This window comes from Paenibacillus sp. NPDC056722, assembly GCF_042790635.1.
Classification (GTDB): Bacteria; Bacillota; Bacilli; order Paenibacillales; family Paenibacillaceae; genus Paenibacillus_AQ; species Paenibacillus_AQ agri.
Genome location: NZ_JBHTYV010000002.1, coordinates 399470 through 419911, shown reverse-complemented (window position 1 = coordinate 419911; position 20442 = coordinate 399470). Strand labels below are relative to the sequence as shown.

The window sequence follows — 20442 nt, the reverse complement described above, 5'->3', positions numbered from 1 at the left end:
TTGACTGTACGGTAATATATGGTATTGTAGGATTTAACAGTATAGCATCGTCATGAGGAAGCACCTCTTTCGCGTTGATCGCGGAGGAGGTGCTTTTTGGCGTGGTTTGGGGCATGGCTTGTATTTTCCGTAGAGGAAGAACAGCACGGTGGCCGTATGTGGGAGTGTGAAGCGTCGGTTTAAGTGCTACCCCATAGCCCTAACATGCTTGCTGTAAGACGGGAAAGGATGGGATTGTTATGCAGATAATTTTCATGAACCGCTTGTCGAGGTTGGCTGGCCGGGAAGAAGAGGAGTTCGCTCAGTTATGGATCGGCGAGGAGGAGGGTGTGTGGAGCCTGGGCTGGCGTGATTTTTCGGTAAATACTGCCGAGGAGAGTACAGACAGCCTTTGGTATGAAGGTGGATCATGGAATGAGATGCTCTGTGTATACCGGCATGAATTGGCGGTAAAGATGGGAGCCGGATACCGTCCATTGATTGACGGCGGCTTGCACGAAGAGGAGGTACTGCCCCGCCGGGGCCGGGAGCAGTTGAAGCTGCAGTATTACAGTGAGCATTACAGTCAGGAGAGTATCTATGATGAACTATGCGCTTGGCGCCGGGGCCGTGCATCCAGTGAACGCAAGGCTCCTTACATGCTGGCGAGCAATCGTCTACTGCGCCTGCTTAGTACCTTTCTGCCGAAGACGACAGAAGAACTGCTGCAAATTCCCGGCATCGGCGAAGCCAGGGCAGCTCAGTATGGCGCAGACTGGCTGGCAGTAACCTCTGCCGCCCCAAGAGAGCGTAATTTTCCGCTGGATTGGGTCTATGAGGAGATTGGGGACGATGAATTCTCCTCCTGGTTATATAAGCAGAAGGAGCTTAAGTATAAGCGACAGCTAGAGCGGCTGCGACTGAATCGGACTCTGCTTCAGGGTATTGAGAGTGGTCTCGGACTGGAGCAGTTGAAGAACGAGACGGGAGTCAGCCGTAGAGAACTGCTGGAAGCGCTGGAGGAACTGGAGAAAGACGGATACTCTGTGGAGAAACTGATACAGCATGAGCTTGGAAGTATGGCGCATGAAGAGCAGCAGGCGGTTTGGAAAGCCTATGAAGAGTTTGGCGACCTGTTCCTGAAGCCGGTACTGTACAAGGTCTATGGCGATGCACCACCTGCTGCTGCGGGCGGCCTGGAAATCCATTATGAGCGCCTGCGGCTGATTCGCATCCGGTTCCGGCGGGAGCAGGCTGGAAGCCTTGATTCGGCGATGAGCTTTTAGCATCACGTTACATAGCAAAAAGACGAAGGAATCATACCCCGCAGGGTGTGAACTCCTTCGTCTTGTACTTTCGTTAGTGATCCTTCATAGCCAGTCTTTTTTACGGAAGATATAGAGCATTCCGCAGCCGAGGGTCAGCATCAGACCAATTACGGTGTAGTAGCCATATTTGCTGTGCAGTTCGGGCATATGGTCAAAGTTCATCCCGTAGATGCCGGTAATGACAGTCAGGGGCATGAATATAGTTGTAATCGCGGTAAAAACTCTCATAATTTCATTGGCACGGTTGGCGATACTGGACTGATAAGCTTCTCGTAAGTTGCCCATCAGATCGCGGTAGGTCTCAAAGGTCTCGGAAATTTTGACGGCATTCTCATAGATGTCGCTGAAGTACTTCTGAAGCTGATCGTCGATCAGCCGGAGATCCTTTTTGTTCAACGTGTTGATAACTTCTTTCTGCGGACCGAGCATTTTCTTGAGCCACAGAATTTCACTGCGCAGACCGATGATTTCACTAAGATGCGATTTCTTCGTATGCATGAGGATATCTTCCTCCAGCTTCTCAATCCGGACTTCAATCCGGTCGCCGACGGAAAAATAATTATCCACTACAAGGTCAATGAGCAAATATAGAAACTTATCCGGCTCGCTGACTTCTTGCTCCCACAGCATTGGTTTCAGGACACGTAGTTCATTGATCTTCTGCTTCGTCACTGTGATGATAAAATGTCTTCCCAGGAAGACGTTAAGTGCGCGCAGGAAAATCTCCTCATCATCAAACCGGATGCTGTTCACTACAATAAAGTAGTGGCTTTCGTATATTTCAATTTTTGGACGCTGCTCCTCTTCGCTGAGACAATCCTCAACGGCGAGATCATGTAGATTGAACATGGGCTGGATGAGTTCCAGATCCTCCACATCAGCATCGATCCAATAAAATCCCTCACCAGGAGGGGATAATGTTTCATTAATATCATCAATAGGCGTAAAAACCCCTGCGTTGACCAGCCGGATTTTCATCTGATTCACTCCTTCGATCCCTGTCTTCTCCAGGGACATGCTAATAAAAGCACAGAGAAAAAATCAGCTTGGCCGGGGTCATGTCAAGGTGAATCGGCAAATGACGTTTCGAGGGCATGAAGAAGAACTGCTCCCGCCGCCGGCAAGCTGATGTTAATCCTGTGTGGTTGTTCGTTCTGTACATTGAGCTGCGAACTCGGGTCGCCCTCCATAATCCTCTCACCTCATCTTGTCGTCCAGTTTAAAACCCTTGTCTAGTATAACGCCGGGGTATGCCTCTTTCAAGGAAAATTCTTGTCATTTTCAAGGCTCTTCAGCATTGTATGGACTTGACGAGAAGTGGGTTCATGATTTAAAGTGAATTTTAAGAAAATTCAACTGAATACAGCTAAATCTTATCAAGAGCAGGTGGAGGGACTAGCCCGATGAAACCCGGCAACCGGCGTGAAGACGCACGGTGCTAATTCTTGCAGGAGACTTTGAAGCGGGCAGATGCCCGGTGAAGATTTCTGGCAGATGAGAGAGGCGCATATGTGAATAAATATGACCTTTCTCGTTCAGAGTAAGGTCTTTTTTGTTTACCCAATGTTAACAGCCGCCAAGCGGTATTCTATTACCAAGGAGTGAAGACGAGAAATGCCAATTAAGATTCCAGACAGTCTGCCGGCGAAAGAGATATTGTCGGGAGAAAATATTTTTATCATGGACGAGAGCGAGGCGTTTCATCAGGATATACGTCCCTTGCGCCTTGCCATTCTAAATTTGATGCCTACCAAAGAAACCACGGAAACCCAGTTGCTCCGGTTGATCGGTAACTCGCCGCTTCAGGTGGACATCGTGCTGCTGCGTCCCCGTTCCCATACTTCGAAGAACACGTCGGCGGAGCATCTGAACAGCTTCTATACGACCTTCGATGAGATTAGCCACCGCCGGTTTGACGGACTTATTGTAACCGGTGCTCCTGTGGAGCAGATGGATTTTGAAGACGTAACGTACTGGGAAGAGCTGAAAGAGATTTTTGAGTGGAGTAAAGACAATGTTACTTCCACTATGCATATCTGTTGGGCTGCACAAGCCGGACTGTATCATCACTTCGGTGTGCGCAAGGAAGCATTGCCTGATAAATGTTTTGGCGTATTCCCTCACACACTGAACCATAATAATGTAAAGCTGCTGCGCGGGTTCGATGAACTGTTCTATGTTCCGCACTCCCGTCACACGGATGTGTCCCGCGAAGATATCGAGAGTAATCCGGATCTGCAAATCCTGGCCGAATCGGAGGAAGCGGGCATTTATCTGGTGGCTACCAAGGATGGCCGACAAATTTTTGTCACTGGCCACTCTGAATACGATCCGCTTTCCCTGAAGTGGGAGTATGACCGTGATGTTGCCAAGGGCATGGAAATGGCGCTGCCGAAGAACTATTTTCCAAAAGATGATCCGGAGCGTACTCCGCCGGCGACTTGGCGCGCTCATGCTAACTTATTGTTCTCTAATTGGCTCAATTACTATGTATACCAAGAAACACCCTATGATATTGGTCCCATCATTTAAGTTATAGATGAGCATGCAGCAGTGTACTTACTATTAGGAGGTTATATGGAATGGACGACAAACTGAGGATTGAAAGCAGACTTGCCCAAATAGGATCGTTGGAAGACCCGGCCACTGGCGCGGTGAACTTCCCTATCTATAATTCAACGGCGTTCCGCCACCCGAAGCTGGGGCAAAGTACAGGCTTTGACTATAGCCGCACTAAAAGCCCGACCCGTTCTGTGCTGGAAACGGCAGCGGCGCAATTGGAATCCGGAGATGCTGCATTTGCCTGTAGTTCAGGTATGGCTGCATTACAAACGATTTTCAGCCTGTTCGGACAAGGAGATCATCTGATTGTATCGTTGGATCTCTACGGCGGAACTTACCGTTTGCTGGAGCGGATCATGTCCAAGTTCGGGGTGAGTGCTTCTTATGTGGACACCAACGATCTAGAGGCGCTGGAATCGGTTCGCCGTCCGGAGACGAAAGCCGTTGTGATCGAGACACCAACCAATCCATTGATGATGATCACGGATATAGAGGCTGTCTGTACATGGGCCAAGTCGCATGAACTGCTTACCATCGTAGACAATACGCTGCTGACGCCATTCTTCCAGCGTCCGCTGGAACTCGGAGCCGATATCATTATCCACAGTGCTACCAAATATTTGGGCGGTCATAACGACGTGTTGGCAGGTCTTATTGTGACCAAGGGAGCGGAGCTGTCTGCTGAAATGGCGATTCTGCATAATTCCATCGGCGCAGTGTTGGGGCCAACAGACAGCTACCAATTGATGAGAGGTATGAAGACGCTGGCATTACGCATGGAGCGTCATGAGAGCAATTCACTGGAACTGGCTCATTATCTTAAAGGACATTCGGCTATCGCTGAGGTCTTCCATCCGGGTCTGCCGGAGCATCCGGGCTTTGAGATCCAGAACCGTCAGTCATCCGGAAATACCGGTATTTTCTCTTTCAAAGTGAAGGATGCGAGATATGTGGAGCCAATTCTTCGCCACATCCGTCTAATTGCCTTTGCCGAAAGTCTTGGTGGTGTAGAATCGCTAATGACTTATCCTACGGTGCAGACCCATGCCGATATTCCGGTTGAAATCCGTGATGCGGTGGGTGTTGATGACCGGTTGCTGCGCTTCTCGGTTGGCATAGAGCATATTGATGATCTGATCGCGGATCTAGGCCATGCACTGGAACAGGCACGTATTGAGATTGAAACAGCAGATGCACAAGGAGGCCAGGCATAATGAGTGATAACAACGTGAACAAAGATAAGAAGAATAATCTCAAATTCGCTACCCGTCTGCTGCACTTTGGCAGCGAGATTGACAAAGCCACTGGCGCTTCCAGTGTGCCGATCTATCAGGCTTCGACGTTCCATCATGAGGATATTCATAATCCGCCGCTGCATGACTATAGCCGGTCAGGCAATCCGACCCGTCAGGCGCTTGAGGATTATATCGCTCTGCTGGAAGGCGGGGAGCGCGGTTTCGCCTATGCCTCCGGCATGGCAGCTATCTCCAGCACGTTCCTGATGCTGTCCTCCGGTGATCATGTGATCGTTACTGAGGATGTCTATGGCGGTACATACCGGCTATTGACGCTCATCCTGAACCGTCTGAACATTGAAAGCACATTTGTGGATATGACGGATCTTGAGCAGGTCAAAGCTGCGCTTCAGCCGAACACGAAAGCCGTATATATGGAAACTCCGTCGAATCCGACGCTGAAAATTACGGATGTTGCTGCTGTCTGCGAATGGGCCAAGAGTCATGAGCTTCTGACTATCCTGGATAATACGTTCATGACCCCTTATTACCAACGTCCAATCGAACAGGGCGTGGATATTGTCCTGCACAGTGCGACGAAGTTCCTTGGCGGTCACAGCGATGTGTTGGCTGGTCTTGCCGTAGCGCGTACCGCAGAGATTGGCAAGCAGCTCAAAATGCTGCAAAACGGTCTCGGCACCGTGCTGGCTCCGCAGGAAAGCTGGCTCTTGATGCGCGGAATGAAGACGCTGGAGGCGCGCATGGCGCATAGCGAGATCAGCGCAGCCAGGCTTGCGGCTTGGCTTGACGCCCGCAGCGATATTACGGCTGTGTTCTACCCGGGACTTGCAAATCATCCGGGACGCGAGATCCATGAATCGCAATCCAGCGGCTATGGTGCGGTCGTTTCGTTCGATGTTGGCTCCGGCGAGCGGGCTAAGCGTGTGCTGAACAAGGTGACGCTGCCGCTTGTTGCGGTCAGCCTCGGCGCAGTGGAGAGCATCCTGTCCTACCCGGCTTTGATGTCCCATGCGGCGATGCCGGCAGAGGTTCGGGCGGCCCGCGGTATTACAGACGGGCTGCTGCGCTTCTCGGTCGGCCTAGAGTCCATCGAGGACCTCATTGTCGATCTGGAGCAGGCGCTTGCGGACGAATAATTAAGGTTAGGACGGACAGTTTCGTTTTCGGACGAAGCTGTCCTTTTTGAATTCTTAAACTGTTCTATGAGCGGGGAGGGTATCTTTTTTTACATGAAGGAAGGCCTTTTCCAAAAGATGGTTAAGGCCGTTATACTTTGTGAAAAAAATTTCTCAAGCGGTCCGGATTGTGTTACGATGAAGGAACGAACATATTCAATTGTCTTATAAATTTTATGAAAATACCATAAAGATATGGGTTTTAAAGGAGGCTGCGAACGATGAGTGCGATAGACCTGATCTTGGATAAAGCGCTGCGGGGAGACCGGCTTGGGCTGGAGGATACCGTAAGATTGTTCGAGAGTAACGAGATTGAGAAAATGGGCGCTGCTGCCGACATTATTATGAAACGTTGGCATCCGGACCCGATGGCGACCTTCGTCATTGGCCGCAATGTTAACTATACGAATGTGTGTGATGTGTACTGCCGTTTTTGTGCCTTTTACCGCAGACCGGGCTCCGATGAGGGGTACGTACTACCGGATGAACTTATTTTCCAAAAAATTTCCGAGACGATTGCTGTCAACGGGACTGAAATTCTAATGCAGGGGGGCGTGAACCCTAATCTGCCCTTCAATTACTACACCGATTTGCTGCGTGGGATCAAGCAACGCTTCCCGGAAATTACAATGCACTCCTTCTCGCCTGCTGAAATCATGAAGATGAAGGAAGTCTCTGGTCTGTCACTGGAAGAAGTTATCCGCGAGATTCATGCGGCTGGACTGGATTCACTTCCAGGCGGTGGTGCCGAAATTCTCGATGACCGTACACGCCGTAAAATCAGCCGTCTTAAAGGCTCCTGGCGCGACTGGATGGACGTTATGCAGACCGCGCATAAAGTCGGTATGAACACGACGGCGACTATGGTCATTGGCCTTGGCGAGACTATGGAAGAGCGGGCACTGCATTTGCTGCGAGTGCGTGAAGCTCAAGATGAGTGCATTGCTAATAAGTATGACTCCGAAGGCTTTCTGGCCTTTATCTCCTGGACCTTCCAGCCGGATAATACCAACCTGAAGCTGGACAGACAGACACCTGAAGAGTACCTGAAGACAGTAGCGATCAGCCGTCTGGTGCTAGACAACATCAAGAACTTCCAATCTTCTTGGGTAACTATGGGGCCGGAAGTCGGCAAGCTGTCGCTGCAATATGGCTGCAACGATTTCGGCAGCACAATGATTGAAGAGAACGTTGTGTCCTCTGCGGGCGCTACGTACAAAGTTAACATCGAGTCCATTACCCAACTGATCCGTGAAGCTGGCAAAATCCCGGCACAACGCAACACGCGTTACGATATCCTGCGGGTATTCGATGATGCTAATGCGAAGATCGACAATGATTTTGTGATGCAGAACTAGGCAGAGAGGCTGCTAGTCTAGAGTTTCGAGGCTAAATATAGACCGTAGATTCATTCGGGAAAATCGAATGTGTCTACGGTCTTTTTGTCAGAAGAAAATAAAGTATTAGACTCGAAAGGTAACCATCGTGAAAGAAAGTTCCGGCCATATACAATTGCATATGAAGTAGGCACTCATGGACTACTGCCGGGAGTGGCTTTTTTCGTGTTATGATAATACACAGAAGAAGTCCCTATTTTGTTTCCTTCAGCTTGGATTTGAAAACCCTGAAATCATTTTCTACCTTTCTATACAAGAGTGAACAGCCGGAATGAGAGAAGTAGGGAAATAAACAGCCTGCGTGATCCTTATGGAGCTTCGACATGGTGTACGACAAGCATTTGTTAATAATTCGAGTTGAATTACTTATCATTTCTTATCTTATCTGAATCAATAGAATCAGTAGCTTGGAAGAAGGAGAAATAGAAATGAAGCATTGGGCTTTGTGATATAATGTGGTAAAATCTTCAACTCCAAAAACGCAGAAACTAAACCTGCATGTAGCCTCATCTTTCGGAGAGATTATTTCTCAATAACCGTTGTTTCTGGTGTTTCTGGATTGATGATATCCCAAGAGGAGGAAAACAGAAATGAAGAAGAAGGTTGTTACGACTTTATGCGGTACCATGATACTTTTAGTGGGCATGGGCACAGGTGCTTTCGCGAGCTCGCATCTCCAAGAAATTAAAGCGTTGTTAAACGGAGATTTAAAGATCAGAGTGAACGGGGAGATTACCCCTCTCAAAGATGGCAATGGCAAAGCGGTGCTTCCCATTACTTATAAAGGAACTACGTATCTTCCGGTACGATCTGTTTCTGAGCTGCTGGATGTTCCGGTGAATTATGACGGGACAGCCAAAGAGGTGATTATTGGCGAACAGCAGGCAGGCGTTCCCGTGAAGCAGGAGGATTTTAACACCAGTCTGCATACCAAGGACCCTGCACTGACCAAATACGGCGGCAAGAATTATAAGGAAGTGCTGTACAGCGCACCTAATTCCAATATTAAATATACCGCGCTCAGCCCTAACGGCAAATATCAGAAACTTGTTCTGCAATTCGCTGCGGTCGGCAAGGAAGTGGAGTCTCTTGAAATTATGGATAATGACAAGAATGTGCTTCTTAAAAAAGTAGAGAAGATTTCGCCTAATAGTGATCTCCAGACGATTGAGGTAGATATCTCTGGAGTAAAGAACATCGCAATAAATGTGACACAAGCTGTTGACGGCGGGTTCATTATTCCGCTAGATACTTCAATTTACAAGTAAGATTAAGCAGAGAAGCCCACAATGCCCGTATAGGCGTAGTGGGCTTCTTTTCACGTGAGATTACATTTGATTTTTTCTCGTCCTTTTGCAATGAAGAGATTTAAATCCATCGTCCGTTATATGTGGACGGGCTTACAGGGGATGTGTCGTCGGAGTGTCAGAAAAAAATAAAGTATTAGACTCGAAAAATAAAGTTGTAGACTGGCATGGCGGTTAGCGAACGGCTGATGAAATAATAATTTACATCCATATCCAAAAGTGATATCATTTAAATATCAAATGAATATCTAGTTGGAGGGGTCTATATGACGGAAAAAATTCTTCGCCCTGTTAGCGGTTTCTGGGTTATTGCATTGCTAGTTCTTTGTTTGGCTGGTGGAATATACGGCGCCGCTCAGGAATATGTTATTGTGCCTGTCATCTTGTTCGTAGCAGCAGGCGTACTGCTGACCAGTATTACAGTAGTTCAACCGAACAAATCGGTTGTGGTGACATTTTTCGGGCAATATGTTGGAACGATATCTACAAGCGGGCTATGGGCAGTTATTCCGTTCAGTGGCCGTAAGACGGTCTCACTACGGGTTCGTAACTTTAATAGTGCCAAGTTGAAGGTGAATGATGTCGAGGGGAACCCGATTGAAATTGCGGCAGTTATTGTATTTAAAGTAATCAACTCTGCGAAGGCACTCTTCGATGTAGATAAATATATGGAGTTCGTGGAGATACAGAGTGAGACAGCGCTGCGTCATGTGGCGAGCAAATATCCTTATGACAACTTCAATGAAGCCGGAATGTCCCTACGAGCGAATGCCGATGAAATTGCCAAGGAGCTGGCAAGTGAACTACAGGAGCGCTTGTCCATCTCTGGTGTAGAGGTCATTGAGGCAAGGCTAACGCATTTGGCTTATTCGACTGAAATTGCCAGTACGATGCTTCAGCGTCAACAGGCATCGGCCATTCTGTCAGCACGGCAGATCATTGTAGAAGGTGCTGTGGGCATGGTAGATATGGCGATTAAGCAGCTTAAAGAGAGCGGCGTGGTAGAACTGGATGAAGAACGCAAAGCGGCAATGATCAATAATTTGATGGTGGCGATTGTGTCCGAGCGTGGAGCTAGCCCGGTCATTAACGCTGGCTCGTTGTACTAAGGCGGTATAATTATGGCGGCCAAGAAAAGCTTTCCGCTGCGGATTGATCCAGAGCTGCATGAAGCGCTGGAGCGCTGGGCAGGGGAGGAGTTCCGCAGCGTTAACGGACACATCGAGTATCTGCTGCGTGAGTCGTTGAAGCGTGCTGGTCGCTTGCCCCAGAAGAAACGCCGCGAAGAATGATTCTGCTTCGGGAAGTGCGGCGACTGGCAGCATCAATAGTTATTTTCAATGTATAACAAGGATCGGACTTCTTCTGGCTTGACTGCCGGGGGAGGTCCGATTTATAATTTACTGGTAAATTCACGCGAACAGCTTTGACAAAGAAATGGACAATCGCTTCGGACCGTTCAGAGAGAGGAAACAATGGCTGCAAGTTCCTCCGGTATCCGGCTTTTGATTTACCCCTTTGTAGCTGCGGTTATGAACTCCCGGGAACCGTCCGCTGGACAAGTCTTGGGACAGTAAGAATCGCCGGTTCATGGCCGTTACTCCCATGCTGACTAAGGATTCTGTACTCGAAAGCCACTTCATTGGCGATAGGAGAAGGAATCGAATTTGGGTGGAACCACGGGTGCAATCACGGGTGCAATCACTCGTCCCTTTGCGGGACGGGTGTTTTTTGTTGCAAGGAACATCTCGTTCCGTACAAGTAAACGACCTACGGGTCTAATGATTTTTGAGGAGGAAATATAATGGCAGTAAGCATTAAGTTACCGGACGGCTCAGTCCGGGAATATGCGGAAGGTAGCACCATCGATGATGTGGCGGCTTCCATTAGTAGCGGACTTCGTAAGAACGCCGCTGCAGGCAAATTGAACGGAATCGTCGTCGACTTGTCGACCCCACTTCAGGAGGGGGCGCTGATAGAGATCGTGACCCTGGATTCGCCGGAAGGTCTCGAAGTGATGCGTCACAGTACTGCGCATTTGATGGCTCAAGCAGCTAAGCGCCTGTTCGGAGCTAAAGAAGTCAAGCTGGGCGTAGGTCCAGTCATTGAAGATGGCTTCTATTATGATATGGATTTAGAGCATCCGCTTAATCCTGAGGATCTGCTCAAGATTGAGAAGGAAATGGAGCGGATTGTTAACGAGAATCTGCCGATCGTGCGTAAAGAGGTTAGCCGTAAGGAAGCACTCGATATTTTCGGAGACCTGGGTGATCCTTACAAGCTGGAACTGATTGAGGCACTGCCTGAGGATAGCATTATTACGATTTATGAGCAGGGCGAGTTCTTCGACCTTTGCCGTGGTCCGCACGTACCGTCCACTTCTAAGATCAAAGTCTTCAAGCTAATGAGCGTTGCTGGTGCATACTGGCGCGGAGACAGCAAGAACAAGATGCTGCAACGCGTATATGGCACAGCATGGATCAAGAAAGCTCAGTTGGATGAGCACTTGCGCCTGCTCGAGGAAGCGAAGAAACGCGATCACCGCAAGCTAGGGAAAGAACTGGAGATTTTCACATTCAATCAGCTCGTTGGTCAAGGTCTGCCAATTTGGTTGCCTAAGGGTGCCAAGCTGCGCAGCATTCTAGAGCGTTACATTGTCGATCTGGAAGCCAGCTTGGGCTACCAACATGTATACACTCCGGTACTGGGGAACGTAGACTTGTACAAGACCTCCGGCCACTGGGAGCACTATCAGGAAGACATGTTCCCTAAGATGACTATCGACAACGAAGAGTTCGTTCTTCGTCCGATGAACTGTCCGCACCATATGATGATCTATAAGAGCTCTATGCACAGCTACCGTGACCTTCCGATCCGTATCGCAGAGCTGGGTATCCAGCACCGTTACGAGATGTCTGGCGCTCTGACTGGTCTTCACCGTGTGCGTTCAATGACCCTGAATGACTCGCATATTTTCTGTCGCCTGGATCAAATCAAAGGCGAATTCATTCGTGTGATTGAGCTGATTCAACAGGTATACAAGGATTTCGGTATCAACGATTACCGTTTCCGCTTGTCCTACCGTGATCCGAAGGACACTGAGAAATATTTTGCCAACGATGAGATGTGGGAAACCGCTCAACGTATGCTGCGTGAAGTTGTAGAAGAAGCGGGGCTGCCATTCTACGAGGCTGAAGGCGAAGCGGCATTCTACGGTCCGAAGCTTGACGTGCAGATCAAGACTGTACTGGGCAAAGAAGAAACATTGTCCACAGTCCAAATTGACTTCCTGCTGCCAGAACGCTTTGAACTGGAGTATGTTGGCGATGATGGCCAGAAGCACCGTCCGGTGGTATTGCACCGTGGTATTCTGGGTACGATGGAGCGTTTTGTCGCCTTCCTTCTGGAGAATTTTGCGGGTTCCCTGCCACTCTGGTTGTCGCCTGAGCAGGTTAAGGTTATTCCGGTTTCCACTGCTTTCGATGACTATGCCAACGAAGTGACTGATAAGCTTCGTCGCCGTGGAATCACAGCAGTTGCGGACCTGCGTAACGAGAAGCTGGGCTACAAGATTCGTGAAGCACAGCTGGAGAAGCTGCCTTACATGTTCATCGTGGGTGAGAACGAGATGAATGCTGGTACCGTCTCGGTCCGTAAGCGTGGTGAAGGCGACCTTGGAGCCAAGCCGGTTCAGGAAGTGATTGAGCTGCTGTCCCAGGAAATCGCTGATCGTGTGATCTCTTAAGATCAAAAAGCTGATTTATGCTACCAAATGTATAAACGAACATAAGAAATTAACAAAAGCAAGAAGGAACGAAGGGGAAGGTTTGGAACTGTAGGAGCGTAGCGCTCGCCTGCAAGCTTTCCGCAGGAAAGCTTGCATCGGAAGCGTAAGCTGCCCGGATTTCAGCCGCTAGAGGCAGTTTAATCAAAGAAATCTGGGGACAACAGCGACCGGAAGTCCAAACATTCACCGTAGTGACGACCGAGCTTTACGTTAGGATATTAAGTTCGTCTTATATAAAACCTCTGATATATGCCTGTGGGGACAGTTTTACTGTTCTCCACGTATAAAATTTTGAGAATAGGGAAACCTTCGCTAATAGGGGGAGGTTTATCTTATGAACAAAATGGGCATGTTTCAGAGGTTTTGGTGTTTAATCGTCACTGTAGCGCTTCTGCTGGGCGTAGCCGGAATATACCCGGAGTCACGGCAAAAGGCAGTGCAAGCAGACGGTCTGAGTCCTGGGATCCAGACCGCCCGTGCGACAATATATTCGAACGAAGTCTATACACCACCGGTAACGTCACCAGCTACGCAGCGGGATGCTGTACAAGTTCCTAAGGCTTCAACGCCGCCCGTAACGCAGAAGAAGGGTAGCGAGGCTCCGGCGAAGACGCCTGCGTCCGTACCTGTAGCAGCACCAGCAAGAGAGCAGATTATCACGTCCATGAAGGTCACAGCAACGGGTTATACCGCGGGGTACGAATCGACCGGTAAAACCGCCAAGCACCCGGAATATGGAATTACATATTCTGGTGTTAAGGTTCGCCGGGACAAAAATACGATTTCAACGATAGCAGCGGACCCTAAAGTGCTCCCGCTGGGCAGCATCCTCTATGTTCCTGACTATGGCTATGCTGTGGTAGCAGATACAGGTTCTGCGATTAAGGGACGGAAAATCGATCTTTATTTTGCCACTACCAAGCAGGTCTATAAGGAATGGGGTAAAAAAACAGTGGTGGTGCATGTGATCAAGCGTGGTAACGGCAAATGTACAGAAGCTATGCTGAAGAATCTCAGCCGGGCGATCCAAACTTACAATTCCGTTCCGCCAAATCTGCTGGAAGAAGTCATCTAGCATTGAGAACTGCGGCATCTGCTACACGGTTTGAAATATAATTCACTTGGCCATGCATAATCTATGCGGCCACTTCCCATAATACGGACTGGGGCAATGATTCATTGCCTCATCCGGACCAACCTCACTGGACTGGTGTAACCATGTCATGAGGAGAAAAAGGGAGGTGAATTCCGTGGCTAACTCCAAAAAACCAAAAGTTCAAGAAAACTATAAAACACCGAATGAAAAATACAATGCTGAGTTTGCGGTTGAAAATGACGGCGCAAACAGCAAGAGCAACACATCTGTTGCTAAGCCGGTTCAAAAACCGCAGCAATAATTATCTTACAGCAGACCTCTGCTGAAGAATCAGACTGTCCCTAGCAGCGATTAAGCTGCCGGGGGCAGTCTTTTTATTATGAAATCTGTAGGGACAATAATTTTCAACCTTAAAAGTATATTTTAACCAATTTAAGTGTTAATATTGATAAAAAAGAAATATTTTCTTTGAAGCCCAACATTAACATTCCACCGTAGTGACGACCAAGCTTTGCATTCGGATCTTAAGTTCTTCTTGTATAGTACATATAAAAAAGCGAAGAAAGGGTTTTGTCGGTATGAAAAAGAGGCATTTTAGATTAACTGTGAGAGTAAAATTAGTGGTCTCTTTCATTGGAGTAGTAATTGTGCCCTCTCTGATCATTGGTATGATGGCTGCGCAAAGCTCAAGGAACCATATGCGTCAGCAAATGCTGAGTAGTGCGCAACAAAGTGTGGAGACGGTTAATTCAATTATCAGTCACAGTATCGAGTCGAAAAAAAGTGATGTTGATTTCATCACTAGAACATTGGAAGGTTCTACGCTGCAAGGTCCGGCTGCCCAGAAGCTGGTCCCCATGCTGGAACAATATCTGGGACTGAACCCAGACATCAACAATGCATACATAGGTACCGCAGAGGGTGCAACCATCCAGGGCAGTGGGACAGAACGTTCGAACAATGATCCTCGTGAACAGGATTGGTACAAGTCTGCTTTGGCAGACCCTGGTCAAATCAGCCTTACTCCCGTTGTGCTGGATGCCAAAGGCAGCCCAGAGATCATTATGTCGAAAGCGGTTGCAAATGGAGCAGGAGTGCTAGGTGTATCCCTGAACCTTGACGCGATCCGAACGGAGTCCAGCATTACTATTGGCAAGGAAGGATATGTCATCGTGCTGGACAGCAACAAAAAGATAGTGGTGCATCCTAACCTTAAACCGGCTGAACCAGGTGGAGCCAGCTACACGGAGCAGATGTTTGCCAACAAGAGTGGGAACTTTGAGTATTTGCTGGATGACCGGGAGAAGGAAATGTTCTTTACGACCAACGAGCTGACTGGCTGGAAAATAGGGGGGACACTCTACGTCAGTGAGATGAACGCGGGTGCCGAGGCTATTAAGAAAACAGTGAATATTACGATTGCCATCATTTTGATTATTATGATCACTGTTAGCCAGTTTATTGTCAGCACCATCATCCGGCCTCTGAACAAGCTCAAGTCAGCTGCTGAACGGATCAGCAAAGGTGATCTGACGGAAAATGTGGATACCCGAAGAAAAGATGAGTTTGGAGACGTGGCCCGTAGCTTTCAGAACATGGTTGATAATCTGAGAGCAATGATCATGGGTGTTCAGGAAACGACGGATTTGGTATCGTCGTCCGCTGAGGAGCTGGCCGCTGGCGCAGAGCAGACCAATCAGGCTATAGAACAGGTTAGTGTGGCGGTACAGTCGCTGTGTACAGGCAGCGAGCGTCAGGTCGAGCGTGTGCAAAAGGGAGCGCAGAGTATGGAGTACATGGCAGAAGAAATTGGGATCTTGTCGAGCCGCATGCAGGAGGTATCAGCCGGAATGATCCAGACCTCTGCGGCGGCCACAGATGGAAATGCAGCGGCAGAACAGGCGGTCCAACAAATCCACCGTGTGCAGGAGACTGTGGAGCGGCTTGACGAGGTTGTCTTCAAACTGGAGGAACGCTCGTTGGAAATTGGTAGTATCGTGGATGTGATTACCGGCATCTCCCGTCAGACCAATCTGCTGGCACTTAACGCCTCAATTGAGGCAGCCCGTGCCGGAGAGCAGGGCCGGGGGTTCGCAGTGGTTGCCAATGAGGTGCGGAAGCTGGCTTTTAACTCGGAGGAATCCGCCTCCCGAATCAGCGAATTGATTCAAGCAGTCAGACAGCATGTTGAGGAAGTGGCAACGGAAATGCAGCATGCCAAGGAGAAAGTGTCCGGCGGAATCGAAGCAGTCAGTCTGTCCGGCCATTCGTTTGCCGAGATTACAGGAACTGTGAACCAGTCGGCTTCGACTCTGGGAGAGCTTGCCAAGGCGGTAGAGGTTATGACTCATGAAGTAGCAGGAGTGACAGAGCATATGGAACAGATTCGGAGCATCTCTGAGGAATCTGCCGGCATTACGGATTCTGTCTCAGCAGCTACTGAGGAACAGCTTGCGTCCACAGAGGAGATAACCTCCTCTTCTGTAGGTTTAGGCCAGATGGCAGAACAGCTGCGGCTGCTTGTGCTCCGTTTTAAAATTCACTAAGATCGACTACAACCTGTAATTAGTTGTAATATAATCCCATGCTACTCGGTCTGGAGGCTGAGACGCTTTTCCTTCTCCCGCCGCTGTACCAAGACCTTGTCTTCCTGTAGACTGAGATCATAAGGTTAGCGAAGAATGAGAACAGTTTCAGTTAAAGGGGGAAATCAAGCATGAAACGAAGAGTGTCGAGTCAGATCCTGAGCGGGCTAGTGCTCATCGTCATCGGCGGCATGTTTTTGCTGAGGCAGATGGGATATACCAGTTTTAGCATAGGGTATCTGATCTCCAACTTTTGGCCAGCCATTCTGATTTTTATGGGTTTACAACGTCTGCTGTCCACCGGCGATTACAGCTCTAGAGGATCATCCACAATTGGCGGACTATTTTTTCTGGCGATAGGCGTCTATTTCCTGGGAAGAAATCTGGGTTGGTTCTATCTGTCGGCCGGTGATTTTTTCAAAATGTTCATTCCGGTGATGCTGATCGGCGGCGGGCTGTATGTTATTTTCAAACCGCGCAGGAATGATCCTCCTGTGCCACCACCGCCGCCATCGCCATCGGATTTCTTCCCTCCAGGCAAGAAAACGGTCGATGTAGAGCCTCCACAACCGCTGGAATCGACACTAGATGAACAGTTTGAGCAGAAATTCGGCAAGCCCTTTGGATCGTCATCCTTTGAAGACCCAAAGGCCTCTTCTGAACGAAAAGACTGGGATCAGTACCCGCAAAATGATGACGAGGAGGATGGACCTCGCTTCAATTCTGCCTTCGACCGTTTGAAGGATAAGCATGAGCGTCATTTGAACAAACACTATGACCGTCAGGAACGTCATGCACGCAGATTTCAGGAGCGCCAGGAACGCCATGCTCACAGATATCAGGAGCGCCAGGAACGTCATGCTCGCAGACATGGAGAATGGGACGAGGAGTATGACCATCACCATCACGGCAGCAAGGATTCGACAAACCGTTCAGCTTTTATCGGCGATATTCATATGGGCCGCGACCATTTTCAACTGAAGAACACGAACATCTCGCAATTCATCGGCGACACCGTCATTGATCTGACCAACGCGCAGATTGCTTACGGAGAGACCAAGATTAACATCTCGGCCTTTGTCGGTGACATCAAGGTGTTTATTCCCGATGATATGGATTTGGGCGTTTCGGTTAACAGCAGCTCCTTCATCGGGGATATGCAAGTGCTGGACGAATCTCGTAGCGGGTTCATGAGCAATGTTCAGTTCAAGACGCCATATTATAAGGAACGGGGCAAAAAAGTCCGGATCACCGTCAGTGCTTTTATCGGAGATGTTAAAGTGAAGTCGGTGGGCTAGGAAGATGGGAACGATACTTCATAATACGAAATGGGTGTTGTTGCTCTATTTTCTGCTCAGCGGCGGGGTGTCAGCCGGACTGGTGTATGCGGGAACCTGCCTTGGTTATATTGAGGTCGTGGACTATCGGATGTGGTTGTATCTTACACTCGGAATAATACTGTTCACAGTCATTGTAGGCTATATGGCCGTCCAACGTATTCAGCGCCGGATTGATCATCTGGATCTGAATATGTTGCAGGTAGCGAAAGGTAACCTGTCTGTACGGATGCCGGAGAGTGACGATCAGTCTTTTGCCAGAGTGTATCATGAATTTAATGTGATGATGGATGCGGTGGAGAACAAGATGAAGCTTCTGCAGCGTCTTGGGGAGCAGGAAGTCATCGAGAAGGAAAAGGCAGCGGAGAGTGCGGTATTGGAGGAACGACGGCGGATGGCCCGTGATTTGCATGATACGGTGAGCCAGCAGCTGTTTGCGATCCATATGTCCGCTTCTTCGCTGCCTAAAGTGCTGGAACGCAACCAGGCGCATGGGCAGACTGTGATGGATCAGTTGATTACGATGTCTCAAATGGCACAAAAGCAGATGCGTGCGCTGATCGCGCAATTACGCCCGGTAGAGCTGGAGGGTCGAAACCTGTTCGAAGCGCTGGAAAAATGGTTTCCTGATTACTGTCGCCAAAATGGCTTAAAAGGTATAAAGGAGCTTGAACTGCAGGGAGAGTTATCCGAAGCGATAGAGCATCAGCTGTTCCTGATTATTCAGGAGGCGATGGCGAACATCGTCAAGCATGCGGATGCGCGTCTTGTCAGTCTGTCACTACGTGAAGGGCCCCGGCAGGTTGTGCTAAGCATCAGCGACGACGGTCAGGGGTTTGAGCATGTTCAGCAAAAACAAGGGTCGTACGGGCTTACCACGATGCGCGAGCGTGCGGAGAAGCTGGGCGGCCAGGTGGAGATTATTAGCCGCAAAGGTGCAGGAACGACCATTCGCGTACATATTCCCAAGTTCATCCAGGGTGATGAGGGACGGCAACTGCCGAAGGTCTCCGGCACTGAATATCGGGAAGAGGAGGACGGGATATGAGCGCCATAAAAGTATTGCTGGTGGATGATCATGATATGGTTCGGATGGGCCTCAAAACTTATCTTATGCTGGAGCCAACCTTCGAGGTCATTGGCGAAGCTTCTAATGGACAGCAAGCGCTGGAGATGCTGCGTGCCGGCGGTGGACAGGATCTTCCTGATCTTGTGCTAATGGACCTGATGATGCCGATTATGAACGGGGCGGAGACGACCAGAGCTGTCTTGTCGGAGTTTCCTGGGCTCAAAATCGTCATCCTGACCAGTTTTCTGGAGGATGATCTGGTTGTAGATGCTATTGAGGCCGGAGCGGTCAGCTATGTCCTTAAGACCGTATCCGCCGAAGAGCTAATCTATGCACTACAGGGCGCTTATCGGGGCATGCCAGTGATGACCGGTGATGTGTCACAGGCGCTGACACGTGGTATCCGCCAGCGCACCGTGCAGGGGGATTCCTCCGGCCTCACTGAGCGGGAAAAGGAAGTGCTGCTGCTCATTGCCGAGGGCAAGAGCAATAAGGATATTGGCGAGGAGCTGCATATCAGCATTAAGACCGTCAAGACACATGTCAGCAACCTGCTGATGAAGTGCGAGCTGGATGACCGCACGCAGCTTGCCATTTACGCTCACCGGAAGGGTTGGGCGCAGGGGTAGTTTAAGTTGTGTTGAGGTTAAAGTAAAAGTAAAAGTAAAAGTAAAAGTAGAAGTGCTGTGCTTATGGTAGGTCAAAATTAAAGTAGAAGTGCTGAACTTATGTTGAAGTTTTAGTTCATACTTAAACAGAATACCAGGCGTTATTCAGTAAAGTTAGGGCTTTAGCTCAAAGATATCCTATCCTCTGAACCGGTCTTCTTAATAGTGAAATGGCGCTATCTTCCCAACTAAGAGCATTTTTGTACCTTATTTTTCTTTAATATAGACAAATAAGCTAAATAGAGGCATTTTTGTATCTTAATTTCGAGAAAGTTACTCTGAAAGGGTTATGATGGAGGAATTAACGTACAATATTGCACTTAATTCCGTCTATCTCCCATTTTCAGACTATTTAAGGTACAGAAATGCCGTTAATTACACTTCGGAGTAACGTTTAGGCTTTGTTTGTTATTTTTATACGTTCTGCATTTTGTGTCAGAGATTGATCACAAAAATAGAAGGGCACTATAAGTTGGAGTTGTGATCCAATTTATAGTGCCTTTTTTCTGTTAGGTATGAACTTATAATGGTTCAGTAATACTTATTTAGTACTGGTTATGTACTCGTTCAACAAAGTCTATAGTTGAATTATCCATTCAATAGTCCGGGCGCATGGGAACCGCGCCCGAACTATTTGCCCACTCCCCTGTAGAGGGTGAGTGGGCGGGGATCAGGGCGTAAAGTTTACGGCCGCCTTTGAAATCATGTTCTACCCGCAGGGTTCTATTCAAGGAACATGATTTCAACAGCGGTGGAGCCTGAGCCCGCCGAGCGATCCCAGCCCACATGCAATGAGCCCCGCCGAGCGATCCCAGCCCACATGCAATGAGCCCCGCCGAGCGATCCCAGCCCACATGCAATGAGCCCCGCCGAGCGATCCCAGCCCACATGCTATG

18 protein-coding genes and 1 riboswitch are annotated in these 20442 nt (G+C 48.8%); of the genes, 15 read left to right on the top strand and 3 right to left on the bottom strand.

Features of this window, described 5'->3' with window-relative positions:
- Window positions 1-239 precede the first annotated feature (239 nt).
- The gene (locus tag ACFRAM_RS06355) at window positions 240-1265 is read left to right on the top strand and encodes an HRDC domain-containing protein (RefSeq protein WP_379465031.1); all 1026 of its coding nucleotides are present in this window, start codon (window positions 240-242) and stop codon (window positions 1263-1265) included.
- 84 nt (window positions 1266-1349) lie between these two features.
- On the opposite strand, the gene corA is transcribed toward ACFRAM_RS06355, so the two are convergent.
- Window positions 1350-2285, bottom strand: coding sequence for a magnesium/cobalt transporter CorA (gene corA, locus ACFRAM_RS06350; RefSeq protein WP_066373916.1), 936 nt, complete (start codon window positions 2283-2285; stop codon window positions 1350-1352).
- 392 nt (window positions 2286-2677) lie between these two features.
- Window positions 2678-2808: riboswitch (SAM riboswitch) on the top strand.
- A gap of 113 nt (window positions 2809-2921) precedes the next feature.
- Between corA and metA the strand changes: the two genes are divergently transcribed.
- The 7 genes from metA to ACFRAM_RS06315 all read left to right on the top strand — a co-directional run bounded on the left by metA (window position 2922) and on the right by ACFRAM_RS06315 (window position 10296).
- Entirely contained in the window at window positions 2922-3839 is a 918-nt protein-coding gene (metA, locus tag ACFRAM_RS06345; RefSeq protein ID WP_066373917.1) for a homoserine O-acetyltransferase MetA, read from the top strand.
- Between the two features lie 50 nt (window positions 3840-3889).
- Complete coding sequence (locus tag ACFRAM_RS06340; protein ID WP_379465030.1) at window positions 3890-5083, top strand: aminotransferase class I/II-fold pyridoxal phosphate-dependent enzyme; 1194 nt, start codon at window positions 3890-3892, stop codon at window positions 5081-5083.
- A complete protein-coding gene (locus tag ACFRAM_RS06335; protein ID WP_379465029.1) occupies window positions 5083-6261 on the top strand; it encodes a trans-sulfuration enzyme family protein in 1179 nt (392 codons plus the stop codon). The genes ACFRAM_RS06340 and ACFRAM_RS06335 overlap by 1 nt, the downstream gene beginning before the upstream one ends.
- A 260-nt stretch (window positions 6262-6521) precedes the next feature.
- Entirely contained in the window at window positions 6522-7658 is a 1137-nt protein-coding gene (gene mqnC, locus ACFRAM_RS06330) for a cyclic dehypoxanthinyl futalosine synthase (protein WP_175374145.1), read from the top strand.
- Between the two features lie 629 nt (window positions 7659-8287).
- Window positions 8288-8965, top strand: coding sequence for a stalk domain-containing protein (locus ACFRAM_RS06325; protein ID WP_066373928.1), 678 nt, complete (start codon window positions 8288-8290; stop codon window positions 8963-8965).
- 305 nt (window positions 8966-9270) lie between these two features.
- Window positions 9271-10113 (top strand): SPFH domain-containing protein, encoded by an 843-nt coding sequence (locus ACFRAM_RS06320; protein ID WP_379202724.1) that lies wholly within the window; start codon window positions 9271-9273, stop codon window positions 10111-10113.
- A 12-nt stretch (window positions 10114-10125) separates the two neighbouring features.
- Window positions 10126-10296 (top strand): type II toxin-antitoxin system antitoxin, encoded by a 171-nt coding sequence (locus ACFRAM_RS06315; protein ID WP_066373934.1) that lies wholly within the window; start codon window positions 10126-10128, stop codon window positions 10294-10296.
- Between the two features lie 120 nt (window positions 10297-10416).
- Here ACFRAM_RS06315 and ACFRAM_RS06310 read toward each other — a convergent pair whose 3' ends face one another.
- Entirely contained in the window at window positions 10417-10596 is a 180-nt protein-coding gene (locus ACFRAM_RS06310) for a hypothetical protein (protein ID WP_379465028.1), read from the bottom strand.
- Between the two features lie 212 nt (window positions 10597-10808).
- Between ACFRAM_RS06310 and thrS the strand changes: the two genes are divergently transcribed.
- The 7 genes from thrS to ACFRAM_RS06275 all read left to right on the top strand — a co-directional run bounded on the left by thrS (window position 10809) and on the right by ACFRAM_RS06275 (window position 19507).
- Window positions 10809-12749: a threonine--tRNA ligase gene (thrS, locus tag ACFRAM_RS06305; protein ID WP_379465027.1), complete on the top strand. Its 1941-nt coding sequence runs from the start codon at window positions 10809-10811 to the stop codon at window positions 12747-12749.
- A 376-nt stretch (window positions 12750-13125) separates the two neighbouring features.
- Window positions 13126-13866 carry a 3D domain-containing protein gene (locus ACFRAM_RS06300; protein ID WP_379465026.1) on the top strand — a complete coding sequence of 247 codons (741 nt, stop codon included), beginning with the start codon at window positions 13126-13128 and terminating at the stop codon, window positions 13864-13866.
- Window positions 13867-14041: 175 nt separating this feature from the next.
- On the top strand, window positions 14042-14188 hold the full coding sequence (locus ACFRAM_RS06295) for a hypothetical protein (RefSeq protein WP_175374065.1): 147 nt from the start codon (window positions 14042-14044) through the stop codon (window positions 14186-14188).
- A gap of 346 nt (window positions 14189-14534) precedes the next feature.
- On the top strand, window positions 14535-16433 hold the full coding sequence (locus tag ACFRAM_RS06290) for a methyl-accepting chemotaxis protein (protein ID WP_379465025.1): 1899 nt from the start codon (window positions 14535-14537) through the stop codon (window positions 16431-16433).
- Window positions 16434-16603: 170 nt separating this feature from the next.
- Window positions 16604-17770 carry a cell wall-active antibiotics response protein LiaF gene (gene liaF, locus ACFRAM_RS06285; RefSeq protein ID WP_379465024.1) on the top strand — a complete coding sequence of 389 codons (1167 nt, stop codon included), beginning with the start codon at window positions 16604-16606 and terminating at the stop codon, window positions 17768-17770.
- Between the two features lie 4 nt (window positions 17771-17774).
- A complete protein-coding gene (locus tag ACFRAM_RS06280) occupies window positions 17775-18857 on the top strand; it encodes a sensor histidine kinase (protein WP_175374150.1) in 1083 nt (360 codons plus the stop codon).
- Window positions 18854-19507, top strand: a complete 654-nt coding sequence (locus ACFRAM_RS06275) for a response regulator (protein ID WP_175374151.1) — start codon at window positions 18854-18856, stop codon at window positions 19505-19507. The genes ACFRAM_RS06280 and ACFRAM_RS06275 overlap by 4 nt, the downstream gene beginning before the upstream one ends.
- 635 nt (window positions 19508-20142) lie before the next feature.
- Here ACFRAM_RS06275 and ACFRAM_RS06270 read toward each other — a convergent pair.
- Window positions 20143-20442, bottom strand: a 300-nt coding sequence (locus ACFRAM_RS06270) for a hypothetical protein (protein ID WP_379465023.1), incomplete at its 5' end; no start/stop codon positions are given.